The 16,630-nt window shown below is 57.5% G+C and carries 14 protein-coding genes; 8 read left to right on the forward strand and 6 right to left on the reverse strand.

The genetic code is table 11. From position 1 onward, the window contains the following. The first annotated feature begins 155 nt into the window (after positions 1–155). Positions 156–1,385, forward strand: coding sequence for an L-2-hydroxyglutarate oxidase (lhgO, locus tag FHT77_RS22555; protein ID WP_183757075.1), 1,230 nt, complete (start codon positions 156–158; stop codon positions 1,383–1,385). A 17-nt stretch (positions 1,386–1,402) separates the two neighbouring features. On the opposite strand, the gene FHT77_RS22560 is transcribed toward lhgO, so the two are convergent. Together FHT77_RS22560 and FHT77_RS22565 are read right to left on the reverse strand one after the other, a co-directional pair. Then, positions 1,403–2,128 (reverse strand): SDR family oxidoreductase, encoded by a 726-nt coding sequence (locus FHT77_RS22560; RefSeq protein ID WP_183757076.1) that lies wholly within the window; start codon positions 2,126–2,128, stop codon positions 1,403–1,405. 221 nt (positions 2,129–2,349) lie between these two features. Beyond that, positions 2,350–2,643, reverse strand: a complete 294-nt coding sequence (locus tag FHT77_RS22565) for a hypothetical protein (protein ID WP_183757077.1) — start codon at positions 2,641–2,643, stop codon at positions 2,350–2,352. 224 nt (positions 2,644–2,867) lie between these two features. Here FHT77_RS22565 and FHT77_RS22570 point away from each other — a divergent pair, with 224 nt between their 5' ends. Beyond that, complete coding sequence (locus FHT77_RS22570) at positions 2,868–3,110, forward strand: hypothetical protein (protein WP_183757078.1); 243 nt, start codon at positions 2,868–2,870, stop codon at positions 3,108–3,110. A 185-nt stretch (positions 3,111–3,295) separates the two neighbouring features. On the opposite strand, the gene FHT77_RS22575 is transcribed toward FHT77_RS22570, so the two are convergent. After that, positions 3,296–4,399 (reverse strand): LacI family DNA-binding transcriptional regulator, encoded by a 1,104-nt coding sequence (locus FHT77_RS22575; protein WP_183757079.1) that lies wholly within the window; start codon positions 4,397–4,399, stop codon positions 3,296–3,298. 166 nt (positions 4,400–4,565) lie between these two features. Between FHT77_RS22575 and FHT77_RS22580 the strand changes: the two genes are divergently transcribed. From FHT77_RS22580 to FHT77_RS22600, 5 genes are all read left to right on the forward strand, one after another. Further along, the gene (locus FHT77_RS22580) at positions 4,566–5,549 is read left to right on the forward strand and encodes an ABC transporter substrate-binding protein (protein ID WP_183757080.1); all 984 of its coding nucleotides are present in this window, start codon (positions 4,566–4,568) and stop codon (positions 5,547–5,549) included. 98 nt (positions 5,550–5,647) lie between these two features. Beyond that, positions 5,648–7,141, forward strand: a complete 1,494-nt coding sequence (locus FHT77_RS22585) for a sugar ABC transporter ATP-binding protein (protein ID WP_183757081.1) — start codon at positions 5,648–5,650, stop codon at positions 7,139–7,141. Between the two features lie 61 nt (positions 7,142–7,202). Continuing rightward, positions 7,203–8,144 (forward strand): ABC transporter permease, encoded by a 942-nt coding sequence (locus FHT77_RS22590; protein WP_246720105.1) that lies wholly within the window; start codon positions 7,203–7,205, stop codon positions 8,142–8,144. Between the two features lie 12 nt (positions 8,145–8,156). Then, positions 8,157–9,158 carry an ABC transporter permease gene (locus FHT77_RS22595; RefSeq protein WP_183757083.1) on the forward strand — a complete coding sequence of 334 codons (1,002 nt, stop codon included), beginning with the start codon at positions 8,157–8,159 and terminating at the stop codon, positions 9,156–9,158. 24 nt (positions 9,159–9,182) lie between these two features. Further along, a complete protein-coding gene (locus FHT77_RS22600) occupies positions 9,183–9,320 on the forward strand; it encodes a hypothetical protein (RefSeq protein WP_183757084.1) in 138 nt (45 codons plus the stop codon). A 157-nt stretch (positions 9,321–9,477) separates the two neighbouring features. Here FHT77_RS22600 and FHT77_RS22605 read toward each other — a convergent pair whose 3' ends face one another. The 3 genes from FHT77_RS22605 to FHT77_RS31960 form a co-directional block, all read right to left on the reverse strand. After that, positions 9,478–10,503, reverse strand: a complete 1,026-nt coding sequence (locus FHT77_RS22605) for a hydroxyacid dehydrogenase (RefSeq protein ID WP_183757085.1) — start codon at positions 10,501–10,503, stop codon at positions 9,478–9,480. Between the two features lie 221 nt (positions 10,504–10,724). Further along, positions 10,725–13,514 carry a hypothetical protein gene (locus tag FHT77_RS22610; RefSeq protein ID WP_183757086.1) on the reverse strand — a complete coding sequence of 930 codons (2,790 nt, stop codon included), beginning with the start codon at positions 13,512–13,514 and terminating at the stop codon, positions 10,725–10,727. 92 nt (positions 13,515–13,606) lie between these two features. After that, positions 13,607–13,732: a hypothetical protein gene (locus FHT77_RS31960; protein ID WP_259130200.1), complete on the reverse strand. Its 126-nt coding sequence runs from the start codon at positions 13,730–13,732 to the stop codon at positions 13,607–13,609. A gap of 882 nt (positions 13,733–14,614) precedes the next feature. On the opposite strand from FHT77_RS31960, the gene FHT77_RS22615 reads away from it, so the two are divergent. Further along, complete coding sequence (locus FHT77_RS22615) at positions 14,615–16,525, forward strand: caspase family protein (protein ID WP_183757087.1); 1,911 nt, start codon at positions 14,615–14,617, stop codon at positions 16,523–16,525. Positions 16,526–16,630: the final 105 nt, after the last annotated feature.

A 16,630-nucleotide genomic window follows, 5' to 3' on the forward strand; every position in this document is an offset into this window, starting at 1 on the left:
ACGACAGGCGCGGATGCTTCTCCTGGCGGCTGCGGTTAGTCTTTCTGGCAGAGATGGGTGAACGACGTTTTGCGACATACGCCATAAGGATCGCAAGACGATGGCGTGCGTGGATGCTAGCCTGTTGGCGTAGGGCGGACCATTGGGGGACCGGAATGTATGATCATTGCATCATTGGGGGCGGCATCGTCGGTCTGGCCGTTGCGATGGCGTTGCAGGAAAGAGTTCCTGGTGCCAAAGTTATTGTCCTCGAGAAAGAGGAAGAGCTCGCGAGGCATCAGACGGGCCACAATAGCGGTGTCATCCATGCTGGGATTTACTACGCTCCCGGTACCCTGAAGGCAAAGCTCTGTCGTGAAGGGGCGGAAGCAACAAAGCAGTTCTGTCGCGAGAACCGCATCCCCTTCGAAACCTGCGGGAAATTGCTTGTCGCTACGAGCAAAGCAGAGATGCGCCGGATGGAGGCGCTCGAGGACAGGGCGCAGTGCAATGGAATTGACTTTACCAGGCTGACAATTGGCCAGTTGAGAGCCGATGAACCGAATATTGCGGGCATGGGCGCCCTTCTCGTTCATTCCACGGGGATTGTCGACTACGCGCTTGTGTGCCGCGCCATGGCCAAGAGAATCGTGGATCGGGGCGGCGAAATCATCCGTGGGAAAGAGGTCCTGGCCATCCTTGAGCATGAGAAAGGCGTACGGGTCCAAACATCGGCGGTGGTCGTCGAAGCCCGGAGACTGGTTGCGTGCGCCGGCCTTCAGTCAGACCGGATCGCGTTGATGGCCGGGATGAAGATCGATCATCGGATTGTGCCTTTCCGAGGAGAATATTATTCGTTGCCTGCATCCAAGGCGAAGGTGACGCAGCGCCTGATCTATCCGATCCCGGATCCTGACTTGCCCTTTCTCGGAATACATCTGACGCGAACGATTGATGGTGGAATGACCGTGGGACCCAACGCAGTGCTTGGATTCTCACGCGAAGGCTACGCTAAAGGCAGCTTCTCACCTCGAGACGTTTACAGCATGGCCACGTTCTCCGGTTTCTGGAAAATGGCGAGGAAGAACTGGCGTTCGGCGGTGTTGGAATTTGCCAATTCCGCCTCGCGTACACGCTATCTGACTGAGTGTCAGAAATACTGCCCGTCGCTGACGATCAGCGATCTTCAAAACCCACAGGCCGGCATTCGCGCACAGGCGGTCATGGCCGATGGCACTCTCGTGCACGACTTTCTGTTCAAACAGACAGACAGGATGCTGCATGTCTGCAATGCCCCATCCCCTGCGGCGACATCGGCCATTCCCATCGGTCGAATGATCGTTGATCGTTTGCTTGATCGTGATGACGGGACTTCAGACGCCATCCCTGCGCAGGCCGAAGCGTGACTGCTGCGCCGCCCCCTTCACGAAACAGCAAGGCCGCCATCGACGGGCAGAGATATGCCCGTAACCATTGATGCTTCGTCGCTCAGCAGGAAGAGGATCGCTTCGGCGACTTCATTCGGGGAAAGGAACCGTTCTAGTGGAATACGCGCTTTGACCGGGTCCGCCTTAAGAGGGTCACTCCATGCCAGCTCCCCCATCGGGGTCAAAGTTACGGTCGGATTGACACTGTTGACGCGAATGCCGGCGCTGCCGAGTTCCACAGCCATAACACGGGTAATGGCATCAAGGGCCGCCTTCGACGAGCAATAGGCCGTATGGTTTGCCAAGCCTCGACGAGCCGCATCGCTCGAAACGTTCACGATTGCACCCTTAAGTCCGCGAGAAAGCCAATCGCGTACTATGACCTGCGCCAGGACCATTGGAGCGACCGTGTTGACGTTCAGGACATGGGTGAAGTCCTCAACAGTGCTGGAAATGAAGGACTGAAGGATCGTGGTGCCGGCGCAATTGACCAGCATATCGACGGGAAGGGCCGATGCGACCTCCTCACCGATCCGATCGAGATTGGCGAGATCCATACAGATCGGTTCGCATTTCATTTCCTGCTGGAGTGACTGCAGATCGTCCGGGTTGCGCGTCAGTGCGACGACCGAGGCGCCTCGCTGCGCTAACATGACGGCTGTAGCCCGCCCAATTCCCTTGCCTGCGCCTGTGACAAGAACCCGCTTTCCAGTCCAGTCCATTATCGCCCTCGAGACCCTGATGATATTGCCGGTGACAAGACTTAGCTCGAAACGTTCCTAAAATCGATCTGGAGCACACGCATGTTCACGGTCGATCCCATTCACTATCACCAGTTTGCGTGGAGTTGGCCGGGGCGCACGAAGCCTGGCAAGAACCTTGGCTCTCGGGAAGCGCATTTGTAAAAAGAAGCTTTCGCATCGCCAGACCTTGCCAGTGCAAATCACTCGCAAACACGCACGCTTTCGATATGCCAATCGCCGTCGTACTGGTTCTGCACCCGTCGATCTTCGTGCCAACAGCGAGGCGGCGGCGGATCGACGTAGCGCTGTTCCTGGCTACTGGCGATGGACCCACCGACAAGCCCACCGATCACTCCAGCGGCAATGCCCCCCGCTATGGCCGCTCCGGTATTGTGGTGGTGATGATGGGACCGGGCGAGCGAAGGATCGGTTGCCGCAAGGAAACTGCTGACCGTGATGGCGGCTGCAACTACAGGAAAAATGGACTTTCTCATGTGGTTCATCCCAACTATTGCTATCCATGCGTCGTATTCAACCGGTTGGCTGCCACGACCTGTCCGGGAGGAACGCGCGTAAGCCCCCAATTTGTTCCAAGCCAATTGCGCCAGGGAAGCGCGCGTACCACTCAAGCCATTGCTTGCCGCGCGAAAGCTACCTCTTTCGGAACACGTTTCCTTCCCGTCAGTTTCCTTTGTTGATTGATGGAACGGAGGACAAGATGGCAGAAGACATCAAGGCAGGCTTTACCGGATCTCCAAGTGATCCTCCCGAAGGGCTTCGCAGGGCGGCGAAGACGGCCACCCAAGCTGTAAGGCGGGAAACGACAGCGCTCGCAACCGGTGCGGCTGCACATCCTCAAACAGCGACGAGCCTGCTTTTGGGGATTGGCGCCATCGCCTTCACGCTAGGGTTTTTCGCAGGCCGTGCGTCAGCTCGAGATGACTACACCTATTGGCGCTGAGCAGCTTTGCCCCAATTGCTGTTGGGGTGGCGCCAACGGTCTCGTAATGTCCCTATCGCGCCGGCAGCCATTTGGTCCGGACGCCAGTGTTGCTGCCTGCTTCTCCTGGTTCTCAGCTCCATAGGCGCCGATCCACCGGCTTCAATGTCGGTTCGTCTTCGCTGTGCATGGACGTGGCGAGAGCCCTAGCGCACCTCTGCTCCTGCGACTGCTCTTGCCTGACTGGAGGGTTTGCCAGTGGAATTTCGGACCACCAGCGGACCGTCGACCTTGATGGTCATCGGGCGAAGCTTCTTGCCGTGGACGGCCATGTCGATCAGCGCCTCTGCAGCTTTTTGGCCCATCTCGTAGTTAGGAAGAACAAGCGTCGACAATGGAGGATGCGTGTAACGAGCGAGCTCCTGATCGTCATAACCCATGACCGACAGATCCTCCGGAACACGCAGGCCCCTTTCCGCTGCAGCCTCCATCACGCCGATTGCCATCAGATCGTTGCCACAGAGGATCGCGGTCGGAGCGCTGGGTAGCGAAAGAAGTTCAAGGCCGGCCTCGTAGCCTCTGAGGGGCAGCCAGTCGCCATTGCGGACCAGAGCCTCGTCGAAGGCTACGTCGACGGTCGCAAGCGCCTGCTTGTAGCCTTTGAGCCGGTCGATTGCCGCATCCATCCAGGGCTCGCCATTGATGAAGCCGATCCGTCGATGTCCCAGCGCGGTCAGGTGCGCAGTGGCGGAAAAGCCGCCGGCGACCTCGCCCGGAACGATTGCCATTTGCTGACGCGGCTCCGCATAGCAGTTTAAAAGGACGGTCGGTGTGTTCCTGAGGCCTTCCGGCACGTGAACCTTTCGCGTGAAAATCGTCGCGTAGATCACGCCGATGATGCTTGGGTCGCGCAGAACCGACCGGAGCACAGCCTCCTCGAGTTCGGGATTGGAACGGGTTGCGTGCGCGGAAACGAGGAAGCCTTGCTCAAAGGCGTAGTCGCGTGCGCCATCGAGGCTGACGACGGGATGCGGGCTGGTTGAGATTTCGTCGACGATGAAAGCGATTGTGTCCTTCTCGATCGTCTCGGCGGGAGCCTCATTTCGGACACCAGGTAATTTATAACCAATTTTATGAGCAGCATCTCTCACCTTCGCCTGTGTTTCGGGAGAGATGCGCGATCCCGACATCTCGTTTAGAACCAGTGACACGCTCGATTGCGACACGCCTGCAATTTTGGCGATATCAGTCATGGTTGGCCGGGTTTTACCACCGCGCCGACCAACGTCGCCGCCATTCTGATTGCCCATACTTTTCCTCCCGCGATTTGCTGCGTCGCAAATCAGCATTTCGCAAGTGCTCATAAAATGGCGCTTGACTGCTAATAATATTAGCGACAGTATCCGCCCATGTGAAGCGTCTATTGCTCACGGCCGGTCGGAGGAATACCGGAATATTTTGGGAGGAGAAACTGAGATGGCTACATTCTCACGTCGTACATTCATGCTTACTGCCACGGCCCTCGGAGCGATTGCCGTTGCCGGCGCCACCGCAATGGCGGATGTTCCGAAACTAAAGCAGAAAGAGAAATACAAGGTTGGCTTTGCGCAGACCGAGTCCAACAATCCATGGCGAATTGCGCAGACAAACAGTATGAAGGAAACGGCCGAGAAGCTCGGCTATCAGCTGGTCTATACAGATGCTGCCGGCTCCGCTGCCAAGCAGGTCGCGGACGTCAACTCCATGATTGCTCAGGGTGTCGATCTGATCTTCCTCGCGCCACGCGAAGAGAAGCCACTCATCCCCGCAGTCATGGCTGCGAAAAAAGCCGGTATTCCGGTCATATTGCTGGACCGCAGTGTCGATCCTAAGCTTGCCAAGGCCGGCGAAGACTATCTGACCTTCATTGGTTCCGACTTCATCAAGGAAGGCCAGCGCGTTGCCGAGTGGCTCATCAAGAATGCAAATGGCAAGACGAAGATTATCGAACTCGAAGGAACAACCGGCGCGTCTCCTGCAAACGACCGAAAGAAGGGCTTCGATGAGGCGATCAAGGCTGCCGGTGGTTTCGAGATCGTCGCATCGCAATCAGGAGACTTTGCTCGCGACAAGGGCCGCCAGGTTGCGGAGGCACTCCTTCAGGCCCATCCGGATGCAGACATCGTTTACGCCCACAATGACGAAATGGCGATCGGCGCAATCTCGGCGATCGAGGCAGCCGGCAAGGTTCCCGGCAAGGACATTCTCGTTCTCTCGATCGACGGTGGCAAGGAAGCCGTAGGCCTCGTGGTCGACGGAAAGATCGGTGCCGTGGTCGAGTGCAACCCGCGCTTTGGCCCCAAGGCATTCGAAACGATGGCTCGATATGCCAAGGGCGAAAAGATTGAGCCGAAGCTCATCAATGATGATAAGTTCTACGACAGCTCGAACGCCAAGGCGGAGCTTGCCGGCGCCTATTGATCTCCCAGTCTGATCGCTTCCGGCCGGTTCGGCTTTTGCCGCACCGGCCGGTTTTTCTGTCAAAGCATGTGCGTCAGGATGTCGTGGAGCGTATGGCGATGCTTCTATCCATGCAGGGAATATCAAAGTCGTTTTCCGGTGTAGCGGCCTTGCGCTCGGCTTCACTCGAGATTGCCGAAGGGGAAATAATGGCGCTGGTTGGCCAGAACGGCGCCGGCAAGTCGACGCTGATAAAAATCTTGACAGGTGCCTATCATCGTGACGATGGCTCGATCCGGTTGAATGGCCAGGACATAGTGTTTTCGTCTCCCGCCGAAAGCCAGGCGGCAGGCATCGCCACGATCTACCAGGAGATCAATCTTGCACCGCAGCGTTCGGTGGCTGAGAACATCTACCTCTCGCGCGAGCCGCGTCGATTTGGATTTCTGGATCGCCACGCCATGCGCGAGGGCGCCCGGCGGGTTCTGAAAACCTTCAAGCTTGATATCGATGTCGATCGGCCTGTTGCGAGCTTCAGCGCCGCAACGCGCCAGATGGTATCAATCGCACGGGCGGTTACGCAAAATGCCAGGCTCCTGATCATGGACGAGCCGACGTCCTCCCTCGACGAGAGAGAGGTCGCTGTTCTTTTCGATACGATCCGCACACTTCAGGGTAACGGCGTCGCAGTCTGCTTCATCGGCCATCGACTGGATGAGCTCTACGCGATTTGTGATCGCGTGACGATCATGCGGGACGGACAGACCGTCGCCGTCAGCACCATGAAAGCGATGCCGAAGGTGGAACTGGTCCGGCACATGCTTGGACGCGAGCTTGCAGCCTTCGCGGCGATCAGTCGCGATGGCCCCGAAGGACCGGAGAAGCCCGTCCGGCTTGACCTATCGGCCGTCGGCTCGGGTGTGAGGGTACGCGACGTGAGCCTTTCGGTGCGCAAAGGAGAGATTTCCGGGCTGGCAGGGCTTTTGGGTTCCGGTCGCACCGAGACGGCGCGGATTATTTTCGGTGTCGACCGGCTGGAACGTGGTTCAATCCGCTTTGAGGGTTCCGAACGACACTATGACGAACCTGCTGACGCGATTGCCGATGGAATCGGACTGGTCTCCGAGGATCGCAAGGTGGATGGCATTGTTCCCGATATGAGCATCCGTGAGAACATGACGCTCGCATTGCTTCCAAAGTTGAAGAAGTCAGGGATCGTTGATCGTGCGAGGCAGGACGCTATCGTCGAACGTTTCATCAAATCGTTGGGCGTGAAGTGCGCGTCTCCTGACCAGCCGATCAAGGAGCTTTCCGGTGGGAATCAACAGAAGGTCCTCCTGGCGCGATGGCTCTGCACCGATTCTAAAGTGCTGATCGTCGACGAACCGACGCGCGGCATCGATATCGGCGCCAAGTCCGAGATACTGAAGCTGCTTAGGGGCCTCGCGGATGAAGGGTTGAGTGTCCTGATGATTTCCTCGGAACTCGAGGAACTGCTTGCAGCGGCAGACCGCGTCACTGTCCTTAGCGACGGAATGTCAGTCGCAGAGCTCCCGCGTCAAGAGCTTTCAGAGGCCAGCCTTTTGACGGCTATGGCCCACCAGGTGAATTGACATGACGATTTCAGATACGACCGTCAAAACCCAGTCGCAGTCACGTGGCTCACTCCTCGTGATGCTTAGCCGCTATGGGACATTCGTTGCCTTCCTCGCCCTCATACTATTCAACATCGTTGTTACCCCGAATTTCCTGTCCTGGCAGACCCTGAACGTGAATCTGACGCAGGTAGCGACCATTGTGATCGTTGCGACAGGCATGACGCTTGTCATTGCCACAGGAGGGATCGATCTTTCGGTTGGGTCACTGATGGCGATATCGGGAGCCGTGGCTCCCATGATCTTCATGGGTACGTTGTTTAGGATCGAAAGCTCGGAATTGGCTGTCGCGCTTGCCTTCATCATCCCCCTCCTGATCGCGATGGCGCTTGGGTGGTTTAATGGCTTTCTGGTCACGCGGTTCGCGATCCAGCCAATCGTGGCGACTCTTGTGCTCTTCATTGCTGGCCGCGGTATTGCGCAGGTCATCACCAACGGAAATCTGCAGGTCTTCAAGAACGAAGCTTTTCAGTTCATTGCGATGGGCCGTGTCGCCGGAATCCCGACCCAGGTCGCCCTGATGCTTGTCGTTGCTGCGCTTGCCTTCTGCCTGATCCGTTTCACGGTCATTGGTCGCCAGATCATCGCCGTTGGAGGCAACGAGAAGGCGGCGCGCCTGACCGGTATTCCCGTCCGCCACGTCAAGACTGTCGTATACATCATAAGCGGAGGCCTGGCTGGTCTCGCCGGGTTGATCGTCGTGGCTCGCAATTCAGCGAGCGACGCGAACCTTGTTGGCATGGGTATGGAGCTCGATGCCATCGCCGCGGTGGCAGTCGGTGGCTCGCTGTTGACGGGCGGAAGAGCCAATATCATTGGCACACTGCTTGGCGCCCTCGTGATTCAGCTGGTGCGCTACACGCTGCTCGCCAATGGTGTTCCTGACGCGGCCGCCCTGATCGTCAAGGCGGCGCTGATCATTATTGCCGTGTTCATTCAGCAGCGCGCCGACAAGTCCTGAGGAGATGAATTGATGCTATCTGCGATTTTCAGACCATTGGTGCCGAAGTCATCCGGAGACCTTGCGCGGTTTGGGGTTGTCGTTGCGCTTTTTACCCTTATTGTTTTCGGGGCGCTGCGTTATGAAAACTTCCTTTCACCGTTCAACATACTGACATTCCTCAGATACAATTCGATGTTCGCGCTGATCGCCCTTGGGATGGCATTTGTGATCATGACCGGCGGCATCGATCTGTCTGTTGGGGGAGTGGCAGCGCTGGCAAGTGTCGTTTCGGCGCTCCTGTCTCCTTATCATTGGATAGCTGGACTTGCCGGCGGCGTCGCCGCTGGTCTTGCCGTCGGACTGCTGAACGGGCTTGTCATCACCCGCATGCGGATTCAACCCTTCATCGCGACGCTTGCGGCGATGCTGGCCGCCTATGGAACGGCGCTGCTTCTTGCCGACAACCAGTCAGTATCGGTTTCCTATGATACTGGCTTCACCACGATCGGACAGGACGACTTGCTTGGCTTTCCGATCCCCGCCTGGATTGCCGTCGCCGCCTATGTTGTCGGCTGGTTGTTTCTCGAGCGTCGGCCATCCGGACGGCATGTTCTGGCGATCGGCGACGGAGAAGTGACCGCAGCACTCATGGGGCTGAAGGTGGAGCGGACGCTTCTGGCTGTCTACGCCAGCTCAGGCTTGCTTGCCGGTCTTGCCGGTGTGATCCTCGCGGCACAATTTGGCGCGGGGCAGCCAACAGAAGGTGTGGGCTGGGAACTGTTTGCAATCGCCTCGGTCGTTGTCGGCGGCACCCTCCTGACTGGCGGGGCGGGTTCCGTGGGTGCAACACTGGCAGGTGCGCTGTTGCTTGGCATGGTATTCAACGTGCTCAATTTCGAAAATGGGCTGGGCTGGATCTCCTTGTCTGCCTACTGGCAATCGGTGATCCGTGGGCTGTTTCTGCTCGTGGTCGTGGTGCTGCAGGCAAGGCTGACGGGGCGCGGCGAAAAGGCACTCGTCAGCGAAACCTGACCTGGAACAGATGGAGAGTGGCGTATGTCGTTCTTTTCCCTGGAGATCGAAACCTTCTACGAGCGGCCGAGCATGTCGAACGATACAAATTCGAGCTTGATGCCGATGTCTTCGGAAATGACAGTGCCGATTGCGCCCAAAATCGTTCGTTATCCAGCCTGAGGGCCGAACGATTCCGCAGATGTAGCGCCGATGTTTCCTCGGTCACTGCGTGCCTCGGCGTTCGAAATGTTCAGCTCCGTCAGAAGCGCTCTCCGTTGAGGGACCGACGTCGTTCATCAGGCCGAATTTCTGCCCTGAGAATGGGCGACGAACGACGTCACGAGATATCAACCGGCTTGGACCGCAGCCGGTTGACCGTTGCCAGGTCGGCACGTCTGCAAAGCTGGGGCGGCAGGCCGCGCATGATCAACTCGGCATCGGCGACCGCCATCGAGCCCAGCGCATAGAGTGCGTCACGCGTTCCACCGGTCCTGTGGGCGGAGAGCAGGATTCCGGGTGTCTTTCGCACTGGATCGTCCAATGCCACCGGCTCTTGCGGGAAGACATCGGTGGCGACCCGGATATGGCCGGATCCAGCCGCCGCAATCATTGCCGGGAAATCGACAACCGCTGCCCGGCTCATGAGGAGGAAGGCTGCTCCCTTCTTCATCATGGCGAATTCAGGCTCGCCGAGAAAGGACTGGTTTTCGCTGGTAACGCTTGCAAATACGAAAACCAGTTGGCTTGCGGAGAGCAGGTCTTCGAGACTGCTCGGCATGCAATCCGCGGTCGTAATAACCTCTGCGGGAAGCCATGGGTCAAAGACGCGAACAGGGTTCTTGAACGGGCGGATCAGTTCTCTGAACTGGCGTCCGAGATCGCCGAAGCCGATGATGCCGACGGGGGCCCCTGCAAAGCGGAAGGTGCCTTCGTTGCCGGCAAGGCCATACTGTTCGCGTCCAGCACGGAAGTCCCTGTCCGCCTCGGTAAACCCACGGGCGAGGTCAAGCCCCAACCCCAATGCTGCCTCGGCAACCGGCGAAGCGAAGGCAGCTGCAGGTGTGATAACCCAGATGCCACGCTCGACGCAGGTCTTGTAGTCGATGTTTGGAAGGAAATTGCTCTCGACATTTATAATTGCCTTGAGCCTTTGAGCACGGTTGAGGCGCGCCGTGTGCATATCCGTCTGTCCGAAGATAAGGACGGTCTCGGGAAGCAGATCGTCGATCTGTTCGGCGGACATCGGTTTGTCCTCCGAGATGACAAGTTCGCCGAGCTGTTCCAGGCGGTGTCGCACGCCTGGATCCATGATCAGGTCGAGTGTTCGCGGCAATGGGTCTACCAAGATCACGTCGCGGGGCATGATGTTCTCCTCTTCCTCCAAGGTAGTTACCACGCATCGAGTTGACAAACACCCAAGATCGCCTGGTTCCTTACCGGCGCCAGGCGACATGATACGATGAGCGCCAGGCGATCAGGTATGGCTAGACGCGCGACGAACGCGAACGCAATCAGCTGATGTCATCGACGGTAGACCAGCGGTAGGGAATTACTGACGCTACTTCTGCGGCTGCTTTTTCCGGGTCATGGAGTGTGGCGTTGTTTGACGTTCGGGAACTCCTTTTTGCCACTAATGACCTGCTCCTGGTCCATGACGCTGTTGAGATTGAAAAGCCACGCCAGAGGCTCGGACATGGTCTGTTGAGGAAACCATTTGTAAAACAGGGCTTCCGCCCCGGCGCGATGTGAAAACAGCTCGTAGATCCGATGCTGAACGAAAGCGAAGAGAGCCATGTCCTGCGTGGCGATCAACAAGGCATACGGCTCGTATGTAAAGGACTGGAACGGGTCTCGCACATCCGTGCAGCTTCGCCCTGCCGCTCTCCAGGCGGCCAGCTTTCCCAGGATGATTTCACGGTCGCCAAAATATACCTTGTCCCGGTCTGTATTGCTGCAGAACCACTCGATGAGCTGATCGTGATCCTGCATGGGACAAAGGACATAGGCGGGGATGGCCGCACCGATCTCCTTGAGCGATTTCGTCGGCTCAGGGTCCCGGCTTCTGACAGCTGTCATTTCAGCGCGGCACTCCGTCGGCTGTCCCGTGAAGCAATCCGGGGTCTTGCCTGAGGACCCCAGCCTCAACGCGTCCACTGTGCACGCTTCCTTCGCAACCCGTTCGGCGGTCGAGTTGCCGAGATAGCCGACCTCGACGTCGCGGAACCTTCGAACGGAGCGCCAGAGATAGGACACCCCCGACACGAAGACGATGGGTGAAAAGACGCCTGCACCCGTCCGCTCGGGGTCGTCGAGACGAACCGTGACCGCGTCGCAGAGGACATCCACTTTCCTGTCTCCCAGCTCGGGCAGTGGTTGCCTCATGGCGGAGAACCGGTTCCTTCCATTGATGGGGACCTGGATCAGCTGATAGTCACTGTTGTCAAAGATCTCGTAGCAAAGCTCGGCAAGATAACCGAGATATGGCCTTTTTTCGTTATTACCGTCCGGCGGAGGAAGGTAGGAGAACGGGGGGATATCTGTCCTGAACCCGATGACAATTTCCCGCGTGTGCGCCGATGAGGCGCTTGAAACAAGCAAGATCGCGCAGGCAAGCAGCACTGCGACACCTGTCGCGGCGATTTCCTGCGCCTTGCCGAGGATCTTGGACCTGCGCAGACGGCGCGGCGCCAATCCAAGGACAGAGAAGAAGACTGTAAGTGGCATCACGATGAGGTCAAGTGTGCTGTAATAGGCAAAGCACGTCTCCAGGTCGTGACCCGACAAAGACACGACCTTCAATATTGAAGCGGGTTGCGCCGGACTCCCCACCATGCACGGTTGCGAAACAGTGATACTGGCGAACACGATCAGATAGACGAGGGTCACGAGCGCGCCACACGAGGCAAGGCCAAGAATGACGGAGAAGCGCGGCGGTCTGTCCGGTGCCCTTACCGAGTTGATGAAGCAGAAGGCAATGATGGCAACCGGCGTAAGCAAAAGATAGTAGAGAAGTGCACCCGTCCAGCTCCCTGATCCGAAGAGGCTTTGCCACATCTGGGAAACGTTGCTGGCCGGCAGCGCCGAATAGAGCATTGCAACGAGAGTCATTCCGCTGGCCGCCACAGCGAAAGCGCCAATTGCACCGGAGATCGTCGCCCACGCGACGCTCTTGTTGAGCGGAGATTCCGATAGGCCGGTGCCGTAAACAACGCTGACAAAAGATGCGACGACAGTCGACGGCAGCCACACCAGCAGGAAGACCTTTGCTGTTTCGAGCGCCGCACTCATGGCCACCGCCTGATCAGTGAGCGGAACCGAGGAAATGAGCGGGTGCCATTGCGCCCGTATTACGAGGAAGTATCCGACGAAGACGATCACGAACCCGTAGAGCGGCAATCCGGTCGCCGCCATCTCGCGTTTGTCGACCACTTTCTCGATGATGCTGTCTCTTAGGCGGCCGGGCTTCATCTTGTCGAAGCGAGAGCCATACTCGCAGTAAATGGCCATGATCAAGGAGAACCGATCCCGAAGATCTTCGAGCAGGCGGGTGTTGTTCAATAACCGCTTTTCGAGATCCTTGATCCGGTCCTCGTCTGCCGTTGACCGGTCTGGCGTCCTCGCCGGATCGGTCAGATACTGGAAATCCGTCAGGGCATTCTCGGCCTCGTCGCGGACGTTTCGTTCATACTCGTTCAGCTTTCTTCGGATTTCGGGGTCGGACCATTCCACGTGTTCTTCATATGACCAATGGACGACGTATTTGAGGTTTCGCTCCAACGCAAAAAAGCTGTTGAGTTTCGGACCGAGAACGCGCTGCGCAAGCGCTGACGCCTTACGACGACTGTCATCGGATGGAGCACCATCGATCAGCGTCTTTATGCGGATTGTCTTTTCCTTGAGACGAGTCGGAATGCCTACCACCTCATGGGAGAACCGGCGTAGCCAGTTTTCGGCGGGAACCAGTGGATTGATCAGAGGAGCAAAACCCGAGATACCAAGCGCCAGAAAGAGGGGCCACTTCCAGGAGTCGAATTCGATGGTCCCCATACCAATCTGCAGACCGGAAACATTGAGTGCGTCAAAGAGCTGGACGATCACCCGCCCAAAGAACGCAAGCGTCGCATAAATGAAGATCAGGGATATGCAGTATATCGCGTAGGCCCGCCTCAGCGAGAAACTGTCCTTCAGGTTCCAGATCGTCAAATCCCTGAAGTCGCGAAACGCGCTTGCATTGACGTCGTAGGTGGGTTCTGAAAATCGCTTCCAGGCAAACGCACAAATCAGAGCGCACCCAGCTGCGAAGGCTAGGACGAACTGGCCGGTTACCGCGATGCCAACGAACGGAAAATCCCTACGGCTCCCTGGTACAAGCAAACCAAATTGCCATAATGAATCGGGAACCGTCGATGGCCAGTACGCGGATTTTGAGTACACCCTTGCGACTTCCTCGCAAACGTTGGTTCAGCCTAGCATTGTTGTTGCTGTGGATTGCATGGACCGGCCAGCGCAATGGACGGGTGCAGGCCCATCGAGCCTGTCATGGCCAGAGCCAGCGCAAAGGCAGCCACAATAAACAAAGTCTTCTTTGTCATTTGCGTCCCTCCACATTCGTTTTACGGGAATGTGCGCGATAGTAGTATCTTAGGCCCAATATTGTCTAAATTCAACCATCTATGGTAGGCTAATCGTTGGAATCATTTACTTCAACAGTCGTGCCTTCCGAATGTTAGCGGACGCTGAATATACTGCTTGCCACCTCTACATTGCGGTGTATCATTGCGGGAATGCAACGCGAGCTTGGCTGCATTTCATCATTGCCAATAGCTCGACAGGTTGGCAGTCCAATTCTCTGATAATCTTCGCTTGAGCCGGATCGGCTGTCTCAGGTTGCTTTTCTTGGCTAACCTGTCGTGGTGGTCATGGCGTTGATGCGCCGCATACTTTTGTCCGCTCGCGTTGCCTGGGGGGCGTGATAGTGAGCATCCTTGATCGCGTTTCTACAGAGCCGAGAGTCCTGATAGATGGCGCGCACCTTTGCAATTATGTCCATTTGCCAATCGTTCGGCCCCTCCCCGCCGGACACGCTGCCTGCCAACGTGTCATCTGCTCGCGTAAAATGCCCGCACCGGTTGGGTGGGAGCGACGACATCGGAACGGCAAAGGTGTTTTTACGACTGGGCCGTCCGCCTCAGCGTCGGCATCCGTTCACGGTCGATGCCCGACCGCAACGATAGCCCTTTTCGTTCTTCCGCTCGCAGGAGGCGTCGGAACGTCCGTTGCAAAGGCCTGAACGGAGACCAGCACGTGGCTCGATCCAGAGGCGATGGCGGGGCCAGTCAGGTTCGACGAGTTTTTGATGGATGCATCATGCGGCCGGTTCCCAACCCGACCCGATCTGAGAAGCGAACCTGCTTCGCGAATCCTAAGCCGGATCCGAGCGACCAGGCCCGCGACATTGCCAGAGGAGAAAGTCCATGCCTTCCAACGGAAAAATATCTCTTGAAGAACTCAATCGCCGGCTTGCCGACGCATCTCTTTCGGACGAGGAACTCGCCCGGTATTTTCTGGTTGATGAAGACCGATCTGGTCCCTTCAACCCGGTTCTGACCGTGAACCCGGACACGGTCAGCGTGCCGCAAACGGCAGAAGGCACGGAGCGGAGTGCGGCACTGCTCAACAGTGCCAATTTCGTCGCGCGCCTGCGCAGGCATTTCGCGTTCAATGCCCGCGTGGGAAGCGGAAGCTACCGGGGGCCGATCCTTGTCTCGGAAGGAGACAGCTGGTTCCAATATCCCTTCAAGCTGGAAGACGTCATAGACGACCTGATGCAGGACTACGCAGTCTTCAGTCTGGATGCCGCTGGTGACACACTGTCAAACATGTTTCGCGAAGCCGGATATTTGGACGCGATTGCCAATACCGGAGCCTCGGTCTTCCTGTTCAGTGGCGGCGGCAATGATGTCGTTGCTGGCGGAAACCTGGCCGCACACCTATTCGACTTCGACCCGGCAAAATCGCCGGCCGCGCATCTGCGTCCTTCCTTCAATCTCATCCTCGATGAAGCGATAGGGATATACTCGAAACTGGTCAGGCAGGTCGCCCAGAAGTTTCCGAACGTTCATATTGTCTGTCATGGATATGACTACGCGAGGCCTGCGAATGGGCCCTGGATCGGCAAGCCCATGGCATCCAGGGGCATCACCGATCCTGAGCTTCAGCGGGCAATCGCTCGGGTGATGATCGATCGCTTCAACGAGAGACTTGGTCTCCTGCAGTCCACGTCAGCAAGGCTCCAGTATATCGATTGCCGCAACACGGTGCCGGCAGATGAATGGTTTGACGAGCTCCATCCGACAAACGATGGCTATAGGAAAGTTGCCAAAAAGTTCGCGACCGTCATCGAGCAACTAAAGCCGAGGACCAGAGATGTCGATTACAGGGCTAATAAGGCGCGGGCTGCGAGGGCAACTGAAACCAGCAGTGCCCGTCCTGCAGTGCGACCGTCAAGGGCGGTTCCACAGAGTGCCAGGCCCAGTGACGGTCCTCGCGGCATCGCGCTTCACATCGGTCTGAATGCCATCGATCCTGCTCATTATGCGGGATGGGCCGGCCCATTGAATGCCTGCGAATTCGATGCACAGGACATGCATGAGATTGCCACGGGCCTGGGATACGACGCGACCCTCCTGCTCACGGAAAATGCGACACGCGAAAACGTTACCAAAGTATTCAAGAAGGCGGCGCAGGAGCTGAAGGAGGGTGATATCTTCTTCGTCAGCTATTCGGGCCACGGTGGCCAGGTTCCCGATTTCAATGGCGACGAAGAGGATGGCGTCGACGAAACCTGGTGCCTGTTTGATGGCCAGCTTATTGACGATGAGCTTTATCAGTTCTGGTCAAAATTCAGGCCCGGTGTCCGGGTTCTGGTGGTTTCGGACAGCTGCCACAGCGGTACCGTCATCAGGGCAGTCGTTCCCGACGCCACTACCGATGTCGCTGTTGTCAGCAGTCCGCTGGCACGGGCGATGCCCATCAACATCGCCAGTCGGACGTTCCGGCAGAACCGCGACTTCTACAGCAAGCTCGGAAGTTCGCTCTCCAGCGTGGAAGCGCAAAGTGTCAAGCGCGCCACCGATACACCGATCTCGTGCAGTGTCCGGCTGATGTCCGGATGCCAAGATAATCAGGTGTCGCTCGACGGCCCCGGGAATGGTGCGTTTACCGCGGCTTTGATCAGCGTGTGGGACCATGGCCGCTTCAGCCGCGACTATGCGGCCTTCCATGCTGCGATCTTGAGGAAGCTGCCGGAAACGCAATCTCCCAATCACTGGATGATTGGTCCGAAGAACCCCGTGTTCGATGCCCAGTCGCCTTTTGCGATCTGACGCCTTGACCCCACTCTTCGGCATGAGAGGCCAGGAGGAGAAAGCAGCAGTGTGATCGAATGGGAGCGTCGCCTGTCGTGACGCGGCGGGACAGGAACTGCTCAC

It is taken from the genome of Rhizobium sp. BK181, from assembly GCF_014193305.1.
Lineage (GTDB): Bacteria > Pseudomonadota > Alphaproteobacteria > Rhizobiales > Rhizobiaceae > Rhizobium.